General features: G+C 37.2%; 5 protein-coding genes. All 5 read right to left on the bottom strand.

Going from position 1 to position 16,914, the window contains the following annotated elements; all coding sequences use genetic code 11:
• Positions 1 to 27: 27 nt before the first annotated feature.
• Positions 28 to 6,540 (bottom strand): S-layer homology domain-containing protein, encoded by a 6,513-nt coding sequence (locus LKE05_RS06440; RefSeq protein ID WP_308456300.1) that lies wholly within the window; start codon positions 6,538 to 6,540, stop codon positions 28 to 30.
• A gap of 49 nt (positions 6,541 to 6,589) precedes the next feature.
• Positions 6,590 to 13,486 (bottom strand): hypothetical protein, encoded by a 6,897-nt coding sequence (locus LKE05_RS06435; RefSeq protein ID WP_308456299.1) that lies wholly within the window; start codon positions 13,484 to 13,486, stop codon positions 6,590 to 6,592.
• A 21-nt stretch (positions 13,487 to 13,507) separates the two neighbouring features.
• Positions 13,508 to 14,074, bottom strand: a complete 567-nt coding sequence (locus LKE05_RS06430) for a TetR/AcrR family transcriptional regulator (protein ID WP_308456298.1) — start codon at positions 14,072 to 14,074, stop codon at positions 13,508 to 13,510.
• Between the two features lie 204 nt (positions 14,075 to 14,278).
• On the bottom strand, positions 14,279 to 14,416 hold the full coding sequence (locus LKE05_RS06425; RefSeq protein ID WP_308456297.1) for a hypothetical protein: 138 nt from the start codon (positions 14,414 to 14,416) through the stop codon (positions 14,279 to 14,281).
• Positions 14,404 to 16,911: a glycosyl hydrolase 53 family protein gene (locus LKE05_RS06420; RefSeq protein ID WP_308456296.1), complete on the bottom strand. Its 2,508-nt coding sequence runs from the start codon at positions 16,909 to 16,911 to the stop codon at positions 14,404 to 14,406. The genes LKE05_RS06425 and LKE05_RS06420 overlap by 13 nt, the downstream gene beginning before the upstream one ends.
• Between the last annotated feature and the right edge of the window lie 3 nt (positions 16,912 to 16,914).

Below are 16,914 nucleotides of genomic sequence, written 5' to 3'. Positions count from 1 at the left end.
CCCATCATTTTTGATGGGTCTATTATTTTAATCATTAAAATTTTCTACAAATCGCATAAATACCGCTGCCGCCTCTGCTCTTGTGGCATTGTCTTTCGGATTAAGTGTTGTGTCTGTTTTTCCGACCATTAATCCGCTGCCTGCCGCCCATTGCATTGACGGAATTGCATATTCAGAAATATCGTTATAATCATCATATGAAAGTATATTTGTGTTATCTCCCACTTGTGTATCTATCTTCTTGTAATTTGCGTATCTGTACAAAATCGCTGCCATTTGTTCTCTTGTAATATCTGCGTTAGGATCAAATTCTGCTGCCGATATTCCTGCCACTATGCCGTTAGTGCTTGCCCAAGCAACTGCTTTTTCATAATATGCACCGCTTGGAACATCTTCAAATTTACATTCGCCTTCCTCTTTTTCACCGTCTATTCTATGTAGAATAGCAACAAACATTGCTCTTGAAAGTTTTGTGTTCGGCTCAAATGTTATATCCGTTATACCGACCATAAATTTATGCTCATAAACATATTTAACATTATCATAGAACCAATCTGTCTTTTCAACATCAATAAACGGTAAATCGGTTTTCTCGCCGAATATTACTTGAATTTCCATATTTTCAGATACCGATTTAACGGTATACACTTCAGCATTACTGCCAACGCTGACACCGTTTATAAGAATATCCTTTACCATATAGCCGTCATTCGGAACTGATGTTACAGTTACGCTTGTGCCGGCTTTAACTTCCGTACTTGACAATGTAACTTTTCCGTTTTCCGACGGTAGTAATGTTATCTTATATTTTGCCGAAGATGAGCCTCCACCCGAATGTTTGCCTGTGTTTTTAAAGGATTCCATAGCCTTATTTAATGCCGCAACACCTTGTGTATAATCGTCCTCTGTTGCGTTACTGTCATTAACAAGCTCCTGTGCTTTATTAATAGCCTCCTGCAAAGCATTCTTTTTACTGTCCGACGCATTAGGTGTATTGTCAAGAAGTTCTTGTGCCTCTTTAATCTTTTCTATCAAATCTTCTTTTGAATTGCCTGTTATCTCAATTACTGCATAATCAGAAAATCCGTCTTCTATATTCTTGTCTTCCGCAGTTTGAATATTTGCGGTATTCATTTTAACTTTTACCGCTGTTTCGCCCTTTGACAATGCGGTTATATCACCCTCATCAAGTGCGATATGATTTTTCTCGTACAACACACTCCAATCAATCATATCGTCACTTAATTCAAATTCTTTTCCGTCGTCAAGGACCGCAAAAGCCGAAAGCTTTGAATTTTGACCGCTTTTCATTGAAATCTTTTTCTCGCCATCAACAGTTTGAATATCCTCACCGTTATTTTTAAGTTCAATTTCTTTAATCGCAAAACTACCTTTACGCACCGCATATACCATAAGTTCGGTTACGTTGCCTGCGTTATCTACAGCTTTTAGCGTATGCAATTTATAATTTTCATAATCTGATAATTTTTTGGTAATACTGAAACTTCCGTTTTCATTAACCGTAATTCCGTCAGTTTCTCCATCTATTGTAAGAGTCGAAGATTTTTCTGTTAATCCCTCAATAGTGTAACTTCCGTCATCTTCGGTTATCACAGTATTCGCTCCAAATATTGCTGAAACATTTTCAACGCTTTCAGCTGATTTTTGCGAAAGCGACAATATAGGTGCTGATGTATCTATTGAGAATGCCAATCTCGCATCACTGTCGCCTATAATTGCATCTTTACCGCTTATATTGTCTTTTTTGCTCGTATAAGCTGTGAAATCAATTACATAATCGCCGTCCTCAAGGTCATCTAAAACAAACTTCCATTCTTTCTTAAATTTATTGTCACTGTATGCCTTTTGACCGTTTACCGACAATTCCATAAACACATCATTGTCAAATACATATTCAACAATAATATTATTGTCATTTATATATTCTTTTGTGCTGTCAAAGTTTGTTTTTACCTCTTTCAACTTTGGCATATCCTTTTCAGGCATTACAAGTTTATCCGATGAAACCACATCATCACCGTAATAATACCAAGTCTTATATTCATCAGAAGAATCCGATTTTCCGTATTCTTCACGTAGAGTTCTTACATTGACATAATATGTTTTGCCTGTTTCAAGATATGCCTCCTTGCCGAATACGAAGTTTGAGCCTTTTTCAAACTGACCTACATTATTACTTAGTACACTGCCATCCTCCGCAACAATTTCAGCTATATAATGCGTATAATCGGCATTTTCGGGATCTGTTACATTCACAAATATATTACCGTTACCACCGTAATTGATATGCACATTTGAAACTGACTTAGGAAGTTTCTTATTCTTGAATTTTACAGGTGTATCACTAATCGCAAGACTTATTCCGTCTGTTGTAGATACGGTTGTTACTGCGTAATACGTTCCGCTTTCAAATGTGTCCGGAAGTGTAATTTTTTCACTGCCGTTTTTTATTTCTGCGTCTGTTTTGTGAAGTATGTTAGTTCCTAACGAATCACCTTTGTTGTCACCTGTTTTGACTTTCTTCAAAACATCTTTGTCTTTCGTCAAATAAACGTCTATTGTCCCTTTTTTATCGGTACTTCCGCTCATTGTCCATGACGCTGTAAGTTCGGCAGAATCTTCCGATGAATGTGATATACTGCACGAATCTATACCTGCTATACCGTCAACACCGTTCATATTAAATGACTTGATTGTAATGTTAGGTGTTGTGTATCTTACAGTCCACTTACCGTTTATGATTTTATCCTTTTCCGTAACCGTTACATAAATATAATTGTCACCGTCACGGCGCTGTACAAGCATATTTCCGTTACCATTCCCATCGTCCAAAATTGTGTTTATTACGGCTCCGTCGGCATTTATAAGTGTAATTTCGCCTGCCTCAGGTGTGCCTGAACCTGTATAAGGTATTTCAAGCAATAATGCGTCTTGATTTTGAGCATTTTCTACATTTACACTTGCCTCTTTATATTCACTGCCGTCTGTCATCATACCTATCGGCTCAACAGACAATTCGTGTACATTAGTTCCGTAGTAGCCTGTTACGTCGTCAGAACTCATAAGGCTCATTGAGTTATTTTCGCCTCGCGGCGGTGCACTTAAATCTACATTCTTACCGAATGATACATTTTTACCCCAATAATATATTACACCGAAACGGATACCGATAATCTTGATATTTGCACCGATAAATTCATCAGATACAGCCGCCTCAACACCTGCAAGTTCTTTACCGCCCACAAGCGGAATACTGTCCGGTATGCAAATGCTTGCAAATATGTAGCCGTAGAAATAATCATCTGCAATATTTATTGTAATACCGCCTTTTATAAGTCCGTCTATAATACTTACATTACCGTAAAGATTAAGTTCCCAAGGCTCTATCCATCTTGCATTTATTCCTGCTTTCAAATCAAGCAAAGAATCCGATACTTTTAATTTCATATCGCCTTTAAGCGACAGTCCCTCAAGGCTTATTCTGGCATTAAAATCCCCCACAAGAGTACCTATAGCCTCAAGTCTTGTGAACAACAATATAGTAATCGGCGGAAGTTTGTCAAATTCACCGCCTATGGTATCGGCAAGTTCATTTATACCGCCGCCCAAGCCTGTCATAAACAATGCAGGCGGTGCAATAGGAATTTTCAGTCCGTCACGGATATAAAATTCGATTTTATCCGGTACTATAACATCTTTGTTTTTTACATTAACTTCTTTAAATGCAAGTATACCCTCACATTCAATAATCTTGATATTAAGACCTGCATTTAATTCGTATACATTGTCTATTGTGTTTATGGTAACGCTTGCATATATACCCGGTGCATTTGAAACAAGTGAACCTAAAACGTCTTTAGGCAATGCAAGCGACATTTTCGCGTCTATTCCTATAAAACCTGTACCTTCAACCTTTACAGCCTTTTCCTCAACCTTGCCTTTTTCACCGAAAAGTACATTATTTACTTCCGCAGATAAACTTCCCTCTGAAAGTTTGGTATCTTTTTTGATTTTGTCACCTGTAGACGTTTGTTTGGGTGTTTCATCAAAAAGACTTTCCATATCACCCGAAATATCTTCTTGGTCTGCCGTCAGACTTTCGTCAAACAAACTCTGCATTTCATCGGAAATATCCTCTTGATCTGCCGTCAAATCTTTGGTTTCTTGATTATTATTCTTCTTTGTTTTAATCGGCAGGCTGATGCTTCCGCCGAATCCTATACCGTATGTAACCATACCGTCGGAATTGTCATACCACTGTGAACTCATTTCACCGTATTTTAAATCTACCAAAAATCCGCCGACCGACTGAATCATAGTTGCCGCACCGTCAAGAGAAAGCTTTACGGGTTTATTGTCATTAGCAAAATAATCCGTCAATCTCTCACTGTCCAAAGTATACACAATGCCTTTATTAACGGTAAAGCTCCATTTACTTCTCCAAACGTTGATAGAATTTACAACCTTTAAAAGTCCGTCACCGTTTATTGTGTATGAACCGTTTTTCTCATAAATTTCAAGCGGTGTATCACCCTCGTATGACAGCATATTATTGATTACAACATCGCCGTCTGCCGTACTTGCCTGCCAATATCTCTCTTTATTATTGCCATCACCGCGTTCCATTTCTCGAACATTCGCACGAACGGTAAGCAATATTTCATTATCACAAATTGACTCTTTTTTCTCACCAAAATTATATTTAATCTTTGTCTTATTTAATTCGCCTGTTTTTTCAACTTCACCGTTATAAAACTTTAAATATTCACCCTCATTTGCAAAAGTGAAAAAGTCATAATCGGTATTATTCGATTTATCGGTTGTACGAACAAGTGCTATTGTTCCGTAAGATTTAAGTCTGTATTTTTCGTCTGCCGACACTTGAAGTTTATGTTCACAAGTTATTGATTTGCCGAATTCCTCTATTAAAATCGGATCTGTAAATTCAAACACTAATTCATAATATCCAACTTCAAGTTCTTCATCAGTCGAAAAACTCATATTTTCATACTCTTCGTCAAGAAAAGCTATGTTCTTCTTTTCTATCAAAACAGAATGATCGCTTGTTGTATGTTTAATTCTTAAATCCCAGCCTTGATTTGCCGAAAGTGCTTTAAATGCCGACATATTACCCGATACGGTAACGGCTTTTTCGCCGCCGGTCCATACGATTTCGGGATTAACTTTATTCATCTGCACTATCGGCACATTGCCTGTTACGGACTGCAATATAACATTTTTCTCTGCAGCCGTTTCGACTGTTTTTTGTGTTCCGTCCTCAAGGTTAGCCGTTGCGGTAAGTGATACATATACTCTGCCTGCCGTTAAGTCCGTCTGCGGAACAGCTTTAAACGTATACTTTTTTGTTATTATCTCTTTGCCTATTTCATCAAATGTGACTGTATCGTCGCCCGAAACAATCTCAAATTGACTGTTATCAACAGTTATATTGAGCATTGCCGAGCTTAGCATAACAGCGTCATCACCTGTATTGTCAATTTCAACCGTCACATCAAATTGCCCGTCATTTTTATATGTCTTTTTATCATCGGAAAGTTCAACTCTGCCTGCTGTTATATTTATTTGAGTTGCATCGTCTTTATCGTTCGAGAAGTTACCTACACCGTAAAGCATTTCACCTGTATAACTTCCGCCGCTTGCGATTGTTCTGTTTTCCCAATAAATTGCCGCCGCACTGTCCGGCTCTCTGTAATCGTTTGAATAATTAGTGAAATCGCAATAATTATCCGGTGTATATGTATATCTTGTATTTGCAAGATTTGCCCAATGACCGACTATGATACGATTTGCTTCACTGCCGCCGTTCCAGCCTTTTGTAAGAATATATGCAAGCTTTGTCGGGTTTGCAAGTGAATCGACACATCTTATTTGTGACGGTACATCATCACCCGAAAATTCAGTTTCCGTCATTGTCGGTCGAATTGCCTCATCTACAACAAAATACGGTGCGTCAATTTCATTTCCGAGTGCCGTATCCAAAAGCAAACGAACGCTTATATCTTCTTCAATGCCACTGTTATTCGTAACTTCAAACGAAATACCCGCATTACCTGTTATATCATTGTTTTCGTCAGTGCCGAGTGCAATTTTTAATGTCACCGTAACCCCCTTTATCGTCCAAGGTATAGTGATTAATCTGCCTTCTTCACTGACTACGGGAGTATCAAGATGTGAACTCATTCCGAAAAAGCCGTAATCCTGACCGAATATATAATCCTTATTACCTATTCTTACCGTAATAAAAGATGTTCCGTTACTTCTTTCTTTATCGTCAGAATACAAAAGCGGAATATTGTTATCAAGAATTTTTTTGGGATTACCCTCTTCGGTTTCTATTGCAAATCCGCCCGTATCGGCATTAAACGAATATGTAAGATAGCCGTTAGTTATGCTGTATATATTATCGTTTTCCCCCTCGGCAAATACGCCGAGAGGAAAAATTGATACAAACATAACCAGTGCTAACATTGATGAAATAATTCTTTTAAATGCTTTCATCGCTTTATACCATTCCTTTCTGTACCTTATAGGTACATTTTAAAATCCCCTAATTATACAGATAAACCTGTAAATTGAAATAATCACGTTTATCCGTCTGAACATAGAATGTATACCAACCTCTTTCAAGATTTGATACTTTAAATTCACCGTTCTCGTTCTTTGAAACCATAATTCCTTTTTTCTTCATCTGTCCTATTGTTTTAAGACCTTTTTGGTAACGTACATATGCCGTTGACGTATCGGAAAAATTCTTTAGACTGATTGCTATTTCATCACCCTCTACTTCACTTCGACCTGCATAATCAGGCAATTTGCCGTTTACAAGTGCCACCGTATCATACATACCTACAAGTCTTACACTACGTTTTACCTCTGTCGTATTATGCGCATTATCCGATACTTCGTATGTTATCGTATACGGAATACTTGAATCGAACACGTTTTGAGTTATATCATCGGGATTAAATCCACCCCAATCTTTTATTATAACTCTGTCATTCAAATCAGTGCCTTTTGCAAATTCATCATACGCCTTAAACGCAACATTCGGTTTTGTTAAATAATCTTTACTGTACGTTTCACCCATTGCGGTATTTTCATAGAATATAAGTTCATTTTTTCCGAGTAAATCAATAACAGGCGGTGTTTTATCAATAACTTCAACGTCAACTCCGTATATATCCGTTAAACGATTGTTCTTTTCCATATTGAATATATACATTCCGTTGTCAGTATACACCTTTTCGTTTTCAGTCTTATATTCATCATTGCTGCCCAACTGGTGTGTATCGGAATCCGTTACAACCGTCACAGTAACGTCTTGATTTGTTATCGGATGTATATCGGAAGCAAAAACATATCCCGCTTCACCGTTTGGAGTAACGGTCTTTTGCATTGATTTTTTCTGCCATACACCGTTTTCCAATACATCATACGCATAACTCCATCTGATTTCCGTAATCTTCGGAGCAACAGTATCTATATCTTTTATTTCCAATGTCAAGTATGACGATATACCTTCATCATCATAAACTTTAAACGTGTAAATACCGTTTTCGTAGAATACATATTCCGCTTTATCCGCAACTTGTGCTATACCGCCGTAATTTACTGTCACATCTGCAAGTTCACGTCTTTTATCTATCACATTACCGGCAGTGTCAACGGCTTTTTCAAACTTAACCGTAACCTCCGTTTTTTCCGGATTTACTTCGGTTATCGCGGTAAGTGACGGAGGTGTTTTGTCGATATTATCAACAGTTACAATATCACTGCCCTCATTGCCGTAATCGTCTTTAAAGAACACACTTATCGAACCCAATTCTGTAAATGTGATAACCGATGTCGAATAATTAATACTGTATTGTGAATTTGTTATACTTCCAATCGGCTCTGCCGATGTTATGTGAACATTCGGTTTTGAGAACTGCAATGTCGCACTCACACTCTTTGAAGTGATTTCATTCGTGCTGAGCGTGCAACTTGTAACCGTCGGTGCGTTATTGTCAATATTACTTACATTAAAGTTTTTAACCGCTTTGTTGCCGACTTTATCATACATTACAATACTGTAAGCACCGTTCTCGGATATTTGAGCGGTATACTCGCCGCTATTTGTAACGCTTATTTCACCTTTCTTACTTAAAAGCTTAACTTCACCGACACCGCTTTGGTTATCTGTTGCGGTAATAGTCAAGGTAACAGGTTTGTTTGTCTTTGCCATACTTGAAAGAGCATATTCAATCGTTCCGCTTGTTTCGTCAAAGTTTTCGTATTCGATATTCACTTCCGACTTATAACCGTATTTATCTTTTAAATTGAATGTGAAATGTTCTTCATATGAATCAAGTATTTTTTCAAAAGAACCGTTGTTATTTCTAACTCTAAGCTCTCTTTCCACACCTCGGTCTTGAGGAGTTATTACGGCTTTAACCCGTCTGTAATATGCCGTTGTATCAGTAATTTCCTGCCACTCGCCGTTATTATCTTCATAATAATATTGAAGTGTATAGTCCTTATCTTCGCCTTGCTCTATCGGCATTTTGTAGATACAGTCAAGAGTTGTAATACTTTCCAATTCCGTCACGAATACATACGAGCAATCGCCTGCACCGTTATAGCACCTTATTGCATCCATAGAGTCATTGTCGGTAAACGTATACTTTATCGTCTTTACACCCTTAGGATCACTGTCGCCGAAAAATTCAACAGTTACAGGGTGTCCGTATTCATTTCCGTCCCAAGTCCATGAATTTTCCGTATAATCAATATAGTTACCGTCTGAATCCTTTAACGGAACTTTGACAGACACAGGTACTTCATTCTTTTCGTCCCATATTTCGCCCAATACAATTTCTTCTATTCCAGAATCTTTATCTTGCAAAGTTGCGGTAAATGTTACATTACCCGGAGTATACGTTTTTAATATTCGGTCATTGTCATATAGACTATTGTTGACCTTTATAATTTCAGGACTGTACTGAAATTCAAAATCAGGCGGTGTATTGTCGATGTTGTCTATTATCGCCGTTGCTATGCTCCAAGTAGACTCGTCACTGCCTTCTTCAAATAAATTGACGTCTGCAGTTCTTTCGTTACTTGTTACTATTTCACCGGCTGTACCCGGTTCATACATTGTATTTACAAAATAAATAAGTTTTGTATAACCCTCACCACTTTGTGATTTATATTGTTTAGAGTCATATTCGTTAAAATTCAATCCGTTGTTTACAGAATCGTCCTCAATAGGCTTTAAAAGCATACCTGCGTCAATAGGTTCAACCACAACGGTAGTGCTGTAAGAATTCCAATCTTCATCAACTACATTACATCCTGTCATTTTACCGTCGGCAATCGGTTTATCCCCCGTATAAGTAGTCGCTTTAACACCGCTAAGATTATCGAACTCAACCTTATCGCTCGTGATTTCTAAATCAAAGACTTTTCCTCTGCCTATATCGTCAACCGCATATACTTTATAATTGCCGTTTGCGGTTATGGTAAATGATTGCGATTGTGCAAATATCAATGCATTTTGCTTTGCTATTTCAAGATTTGTTTCGTCTAAGGTCTTACCGTCATCACTGTCGGCAACTGACACGATTTTTGATTGCGGAAGTATATACACCGGCATATTGAAATTTAGTTTTACAATAGATTTTTGTCCTGCTTTTTTCGGTGCAACCGTATAATCAAGTTTTAATTCAGTATCTTGCACCGACATTATTTTATCAAAAATAACATCTGTACTGTTTCCTACACTGTCCGTCATACGAATACCAACATAATAATTCTCGGTTGTTCCTGCAATATTAACAGTATAAGTCAGGTTCTTTTCATTCTCCCACTTTGCATCAACCGAACTTGTTTGACTTACATTAATTATGCTGTTATCATAGCTTTCAAGATAGCTGTCTTTTATCTTTCCGTCAGACATTGCACTGTTGTATTCGCTTTCAGGAATAAACGCAAACTGCACTTCGTCTTCTTTTGCGTCATTAATGTTTACTACCACTTTACTGTCTTTTCTGTCACCGCTCATAACTTCGCTAACTTCAATATTAGCGGTCGGTGCATCGGTATCAATACCGTTTATAACAAGCGGTATATCCGTTTTGTTACCTGCTAAATCAATCGCTGTAAGAGTTGTATCAACATTTTTGTTTACGGTTATATCGAAAACGTTATCTTCTTCCGAATTGCTTACTTCAACGTCACTGCTGTTGCTTACAAGTTTCAAATCGGAATCAATATTATCTGTAAGATAAACTTTGCCTTTTATACTTTCGGAGATATGTTCGTTGTTTATAACCGTTCTTGTTTGTGGCGGTGTTTCATCAAAGAAGAATGTAAATTCACTTGTCTGTACAGTGTTTATATTAATCTTGGCTGTGTCGATATTATCCGCACAAATTGCAGTCTGTACATAGAAAGTATTTTCACCGTCTGCCAACGCTATAATCGGTGAATCAGATTCAATGCTTGCAGTTAAACCGGTATCGGTTTTATTAACCGCCCCTGCCTTTATCCATTCACCATACGTATCAACCGTATTGCTTACTCTGTAATATAAATTCTGATTTTCTGTATTGTCTGCATTTTTGAAATCTTCGCTTACATCAATCTTTAATTTATAATCTTCCGACGAAATTAAAGGCTTATCTCTATACGTCAAATCGGTAATCAAACTTACGTCTGTTGTCGGCATTGAATTTCTGATATAGAATGTATCTGATTTTGCCGTAGCCTCTAAACCGTTTTTATCCGTCATTCTTACAGAAAGTGCATATGCGCCGCTCGGAATATCGCTGATATGGATATTTTGCGAAATAGCGTCACCTGTCACATCAAGCATAAATTCCTCTAAACCTTCTATCGCAGAACCGTCCGGGTTCACCACTTTCGCATATCCGTCTTTAATTCCCGACAAGTCACTTCCTATAACGGAAATCGTTTGATTTTCACTGTATGTACCGACATTCAACGGCTTAATACTGATTTTAGGTGCTGAATTGTCAAACGCAAAATATCGTTCTACTTCCACCTTATTAGCCTTACCAGACGGAGGTATAACTGTACATATCAATTTATATGTTCCGTCTAAATTTGACGTTTGAATATCGGCTGATGTATCTATACTTTTGCCGTTATACTTCGTGTCATTCGTAATAAACTCACCTTTACTGTCCTGCCATTTGTAATAAACAGTATTTTGAGATTTTGTTGTAAGGACTATATTATAATTTGAATGCGGAATTGATGTATCGCTTGTGGTATCAATACTGCATTTAGTCGTTTCATTTGTGATATTTATATCTTTGTAGGACATTTCCGTTTTATTACCGAAATCATCTTCGGCAAAATAAATTAATGTACCTTCAAAGTTACTGCCTTCTTCAACCTCAATATACGCTGATGCAGTTTTGCCGTTTTCGGTGTCACTCTGATTTATAAATGCCCACTTATCAAGTAAACTGCTTATTGTACCGCTCGTTTGTTGTTCGGCTTTGCTCTTATCAAAAGCAGGTGCATTTATACGGTCTTTTGTAAAGCAATAATACAGCTTACCCGTTCCCGACATATCGGTAATTGTTACATCATAGGTATTGCCCTTACTTCCGTCCGAATTCTGCAAACCTCCTTTTTCTGTAATTGTAATTTCAGGGGCTTTGTTGTCAAGGTGAATGTTTTCTACGACTGTAGACAGTTCGTTACCCGCATTATCCCGACCTGTAAGTTTAAGATTAAATATTCCCTCTATCTTTTCACCTAATGCCAATGTTACGTTTCCTGTGCTTGATTCTGTTGCAGGGACCTCCTGCTTGGTTGACACATTACTCTTGCCTTTATAATCACAAATCTTTACGGTATTGCCTTTACTGTCACGCAATTCCATTGAATAACTTCCATCAGTCGCTTTACCGTCTGATGATGTTGTGTTTAATGTTTCTGACGGAGTTGAACTGAATGTTACAGTCTTGTGCCAATCTCCTACCTTATCATTGTTTAAAGCCGATAATTTCACTGTCGGATCTACCGCGTCAATCTTATGCTTTGATGACAAATAGCTGTATTCCACCTTTTTATTAGCCTCATCCCACAACATAAATTGTGAATCGCTTATAGTTTTTAATTTTGCATTACTTAATTCAAGTTTTAATCCGCCGTTAGCCGAATCCATACCGCTTGTATATGGGAACGTCAATTTAAACTTACCGTTACTTATCCTTACTTTCTTTGCTGTTGACTCTATCTTTTTACCTGTATTACCAAGCGTTAGAGTTGCTTTGTCAAATGTGATACTTGCACCTGTAAGACTGACTGACGATAAATTGTTATTATGACCGCCTGTCTTAATTGACGCAGTAACGGTAATTGTCTGCTTTCCTTCAGAATTCTTTTTTACATTATTATAAAACAGATTATCTGCATTATAATTTTTATCAGCTGTATTAGGTATTTGATAGTTACCGCTAAATTCAACACTGCCGATTGAAAACGCATTTCTGACAATCGTTAAAGTTTTGACATAATCTTCATAGCTGTAATATTTAAGCCATGGAATGTTTTTAACTGTTCTTTCCTTGTTGCATGTGGTATCTTCCGGGAATTTCAATGTTGATTTAATAGTGATTTTGTTTATATTATTGTTATTCATATACGACATAAGTTTTGATTTGTTTATATCAAAACCACGATTGCTGCTTTTTTCCGTAATGCAACCATTACTGATCAGTGCTTTTTTATTAACTGTTATATTCTCGCCTTTTCCCGAAACGTCAAATGTAAACGTAGGTGCGTCACTCATATCCATACAGTAATATTCTTTATTATCGTTTAAGATATCATTGTATTGGTCACCTACATATCCGTTATATTCATATGCAACGCTGTCTTTTTCACCTGTCGGATTAAGATACATTGTACTTCCGAAATCATCGAAGTTTCCGACAGTTTTCAGGCGTCTTTTTGTATTAACATTAATACTGTATGTGGTACTTCTCTTTTTATTTTTTTCAATCCAAAGACCGTCTTTTGTACCGGTTCCGTCCGGATAAATCTCATCTATAATCCATCTATATGAGTCGCTTCCCTTTTTAGCCACTCCCAGACTCACATATAATATTTTAAATGCGTCCGTTGTAACGTTTTCAATAGTCACTTTATCAAGAGTCCAAGGAGCTCTTGAAGATGTGTGTGTAGTTTCTGACATTTCGCCAGATGTTTTTGTATTCTGCAAAGTAAAAACTTCTTCATCTTCCCCATTGAAATACAAATATCCTTTAATATTTCCATCCTTACTTTTTGAATCTTTTGCGTCACTTATTTGTACTTTAAGGCAATATGTCCATTCTTGAGCAGCCGCCGATACAGGCATACACGTTATCAAAGACATAAATATGCACATTGCCATAATTGTACTTAACCATCTTTTGATTTTCATAAAATTCCCCGCCTTTCAATTTTATTTTTTAGACAATACCGAAATCACCGATAATTTTAACGCCTCCATTTCCGCTTTCAAGTAGTATTCGTCTTCAAACATTGCATAATGCACTGTTGCCCGAACAAAAATAAATATGAAACCTGTAAGTATGTCAACAGGTATTCCGAGTTTGGGAGATAATTGTTTGGCGTATTCGGTATATCGCATACTAACGCCCTTAAAAAAATTTTTCCCATACTCAACATATTTGGGATGTGTGTATACTTGATACATAAGGCGATATTTTTTGCCGTGTTTTTGAGCCGACCATTTTGGAATTTCACTTATGAACCGCATTATATCCTGCGGATTTTTCGGTGACAGTTCCATAAAATCGTCCTCAACTTTTGTCATACAATACGCAGTTGACTGAATTATAAGTTCATCAACATTATTGAAATAGCTGTACAAATTAGCCGACGTCATACCACAATACTTACCAAGTTCCTTAATCCCTGTGTTTCTGAGTCCGTTGTCACAATAACACTCAAAACACTTTTCCATAATTTCCTTTTTCTTTTCTTCTTTGTATTCTTGTGTTCTCATATTAAATTTTTCCCCTAAAAAATATTAATCAGTTACTGATTGATAAGTAAATTATACCTTGTTTTTATTTCATTGTCAATATTTACAATAAAAAAAGATAGCATAAAACAGCAATCATACCATTCTATGCTATTATATAAAAAAGCGACACTTATTAATACAAGTGTCGCTAAAACCTGTCGACATTTTGTTGACAGGCTCTTTTTATCTTTCAACAGTCTTACTTTCTACATTACACAACGGTTTTAAATTTCTGTTCCACAACATCGCCTTTATCGTGTAACTCTTGCTTTCGTTTTTGATATTTATATTATCTCTGTTTTTGTCGCTTATCGCAACCACATTACCTCTGTCATCATATACGGCAACATAAACTTTGCATTTGCAATATCTGTTCTGTATTCAACATCATACTTTAACATTGAATTTTCTATCGTACCGTCTACTTTTGAGATATAGTTCTTACTGTCGGCTTCTGTTCCGTCAGCATATGTTTCAAAATTAATATTCTCTACAAATACGCCGTAATACGGTGCGTCCGGCGTATATTTTTCCGTACAGCCTTTAGCCGAAATATTAAATTTATTCTCTTTTGGGTATGGCACAGACACAATATATTTGCCGAATCTGTCAGTGGAAACGTTATATTTTTCACCGTTTACCGTAAATGTTATTTCTGTATTTTTAACAATGCCTTTATCATTGCTGACTGTACCTGTTATATTAATTTTGTCGCTTGCATTCGTGTTGTATTTCATTGCTTTTTGTCCGTCAACTGCTTTTCCGTCAAAATCAAATATAGTCGAATTCGGCACAACATTGCCTTGAGTTGTATCGGTTGCCTCATCTATCGCCCAACCGATTTTACCCGTTCCGCCGTCATATACCATTACCGGATCCCAATACAAATCACCTATACATCTGCCGCCAAGCACCTGTTTCAGCTTTGCATACAATTCCGTCAAAAACGCTCTTTGTCCCGATTGAGTTTCACCGTAAATATTTTGATAATATCCACTGTCCTGAAGTTGACCGTCCCAACCGTCAGGCTTTGTTTCATTCCAGTTGTAACCAGTTTCCATTATTATAACATCTTTATCATAACGATTTATAAGTGTATTGAATTCATTCACAACATCATCAATCGAAATCGACTTAGTGTAATACGGATAATACGAAACACCGATTACGTCAAAATCAATATTTGCAAGCGCATTAATAAAGGTCTTTCTTCTGCTCAAAAGTTCACCGCCGTGGTCACTGTGAAGAACGATTTTACTTTCCGGTGACGTTTCGCGAACAGCCCTTGCACCTGCATTTACAAAACGGGTAAGATAATCACTTTTGTTATAGAACCCGTTATTGTTCTTATGGTTGTTGTAAAGCAATCCGTACTGCATTTCGTTGCCTATCGAAACATATTCAGGACAAGTTCCCTGTTCGATTAATTTAAGCATCATATCCTTTGTAAATTCGTATATTTTACCCTCAAGATATGTTGCAAGCTCATCACCCGTTAGATTATTCTCCTCAATATACGGACGCCAATCATATGGAATAAGCTGATTTTCACCGTCCGACCAAGTATCAGAATATGCAAATGTAAATTCTATCTGCATACCTTTATCCTTTGCACGTCTTGCCATTGCCAGACAGTCGTCGGGATCTTGATAGCCTTCAGGCAAATAATACTCGTTTCCGTGACCTTTTCCCGGATTGTTTAAAACTCTGATTCTTGCAAAATTAAAGCCGTTTTCAGCCATAATTTGAAGTGCGTCACCCTCTTGACCGTTTTCGTCATAGAATTTGCCGCCCCTGTCTTCTACATATGTAAGCTTTGAAATTTCTCCGCCTTTTAAGAAAGGTATTCTGCTCTCCTCCGACTTTGCAAAAGACAATTTGTCAAGAGTAAGATTTTGCGAGCCTTTTATATAAAGTCCTATATCACATTTTCCGTCCTCGACGATAATTCCCGGCACTGTAACCTTGCTTTCATTGTCACTTATCGGTATTGACGTTGACGCCATTGTGTGACCGTTTGTTTTGGCATACAAATAGCAAATACCGTCCGTTGTGTCGTTAGTCAAATACGCATTTAGTGTATATGTTCCGTTTTCCATATTTCCGACCGTTTGACTGATTTGTGCCTCGTAATCTGTACCGCTTGCGTTTAACTTACCGTCAGATACTGTCATATTTTCACTGTTTGTAATAGTCCAATTTGCATCACCGTCAGAAAATGACGCATTTTTTATTGCATTATCATCATCACCTATTACAATCTTCGGTGCATTACCGCTGTTTGTACATGAACCGATGTTCCAGTTTGTGTTGTTGTTCTGCGACTTAACGTCTATTCTAAACGCAACATTTTCCTTATCCTTGATTGATTTTATGTAGTCTGTCACATCAATTTTAAATTCACCTGTATTTGACGGTGATGTGAACGACATAATTTCTTTTTCGGTATATGTCGGTGCAACAGTGTATTGCATACTGTTTTCAAAAGCCGAATAATCAGCCTCATATAAGTATGCCGTTCCCGAATTTGCGACAGAAGTTGTATCGAATACAAGTTCTGCCTTGCCTACATTTTCCGCATTGAAATTTTCAGGCAATTCAAAGCCCATATATGCCGCCGTTTCCCATCCTGACCAACCGTGAATACGCAAATCATACGTTGCACTGTCGCTTTCAGTCGCTCGCCATTGTGCCGTTTTGGCTGCGGTTATTGCTGTGTTGCTTGTCGGTTTGTCACTTTCTTCCGCAAAAGAGGTAACCGCAAACATATTGCATAGCATAGCTGCCGTTGTTAGTAGTGTAAATATTTTTTTCATTTT

It is taken from the genome of Hominilimicola fabiformis, from assembly GCF_020687385.1.
Taxonomy (GTDB): domain Bacteria; phylum Bacillota; class Clostridia; order UBA1381; family UBA1381; genus Hominilimicola; species Hominilimicola fabiformis.
The sequence above is the reverse complement of the archived record's forward strand: the minus strand, read 5'-3'. Positions and strand labels throughout refer to the sequence as shown.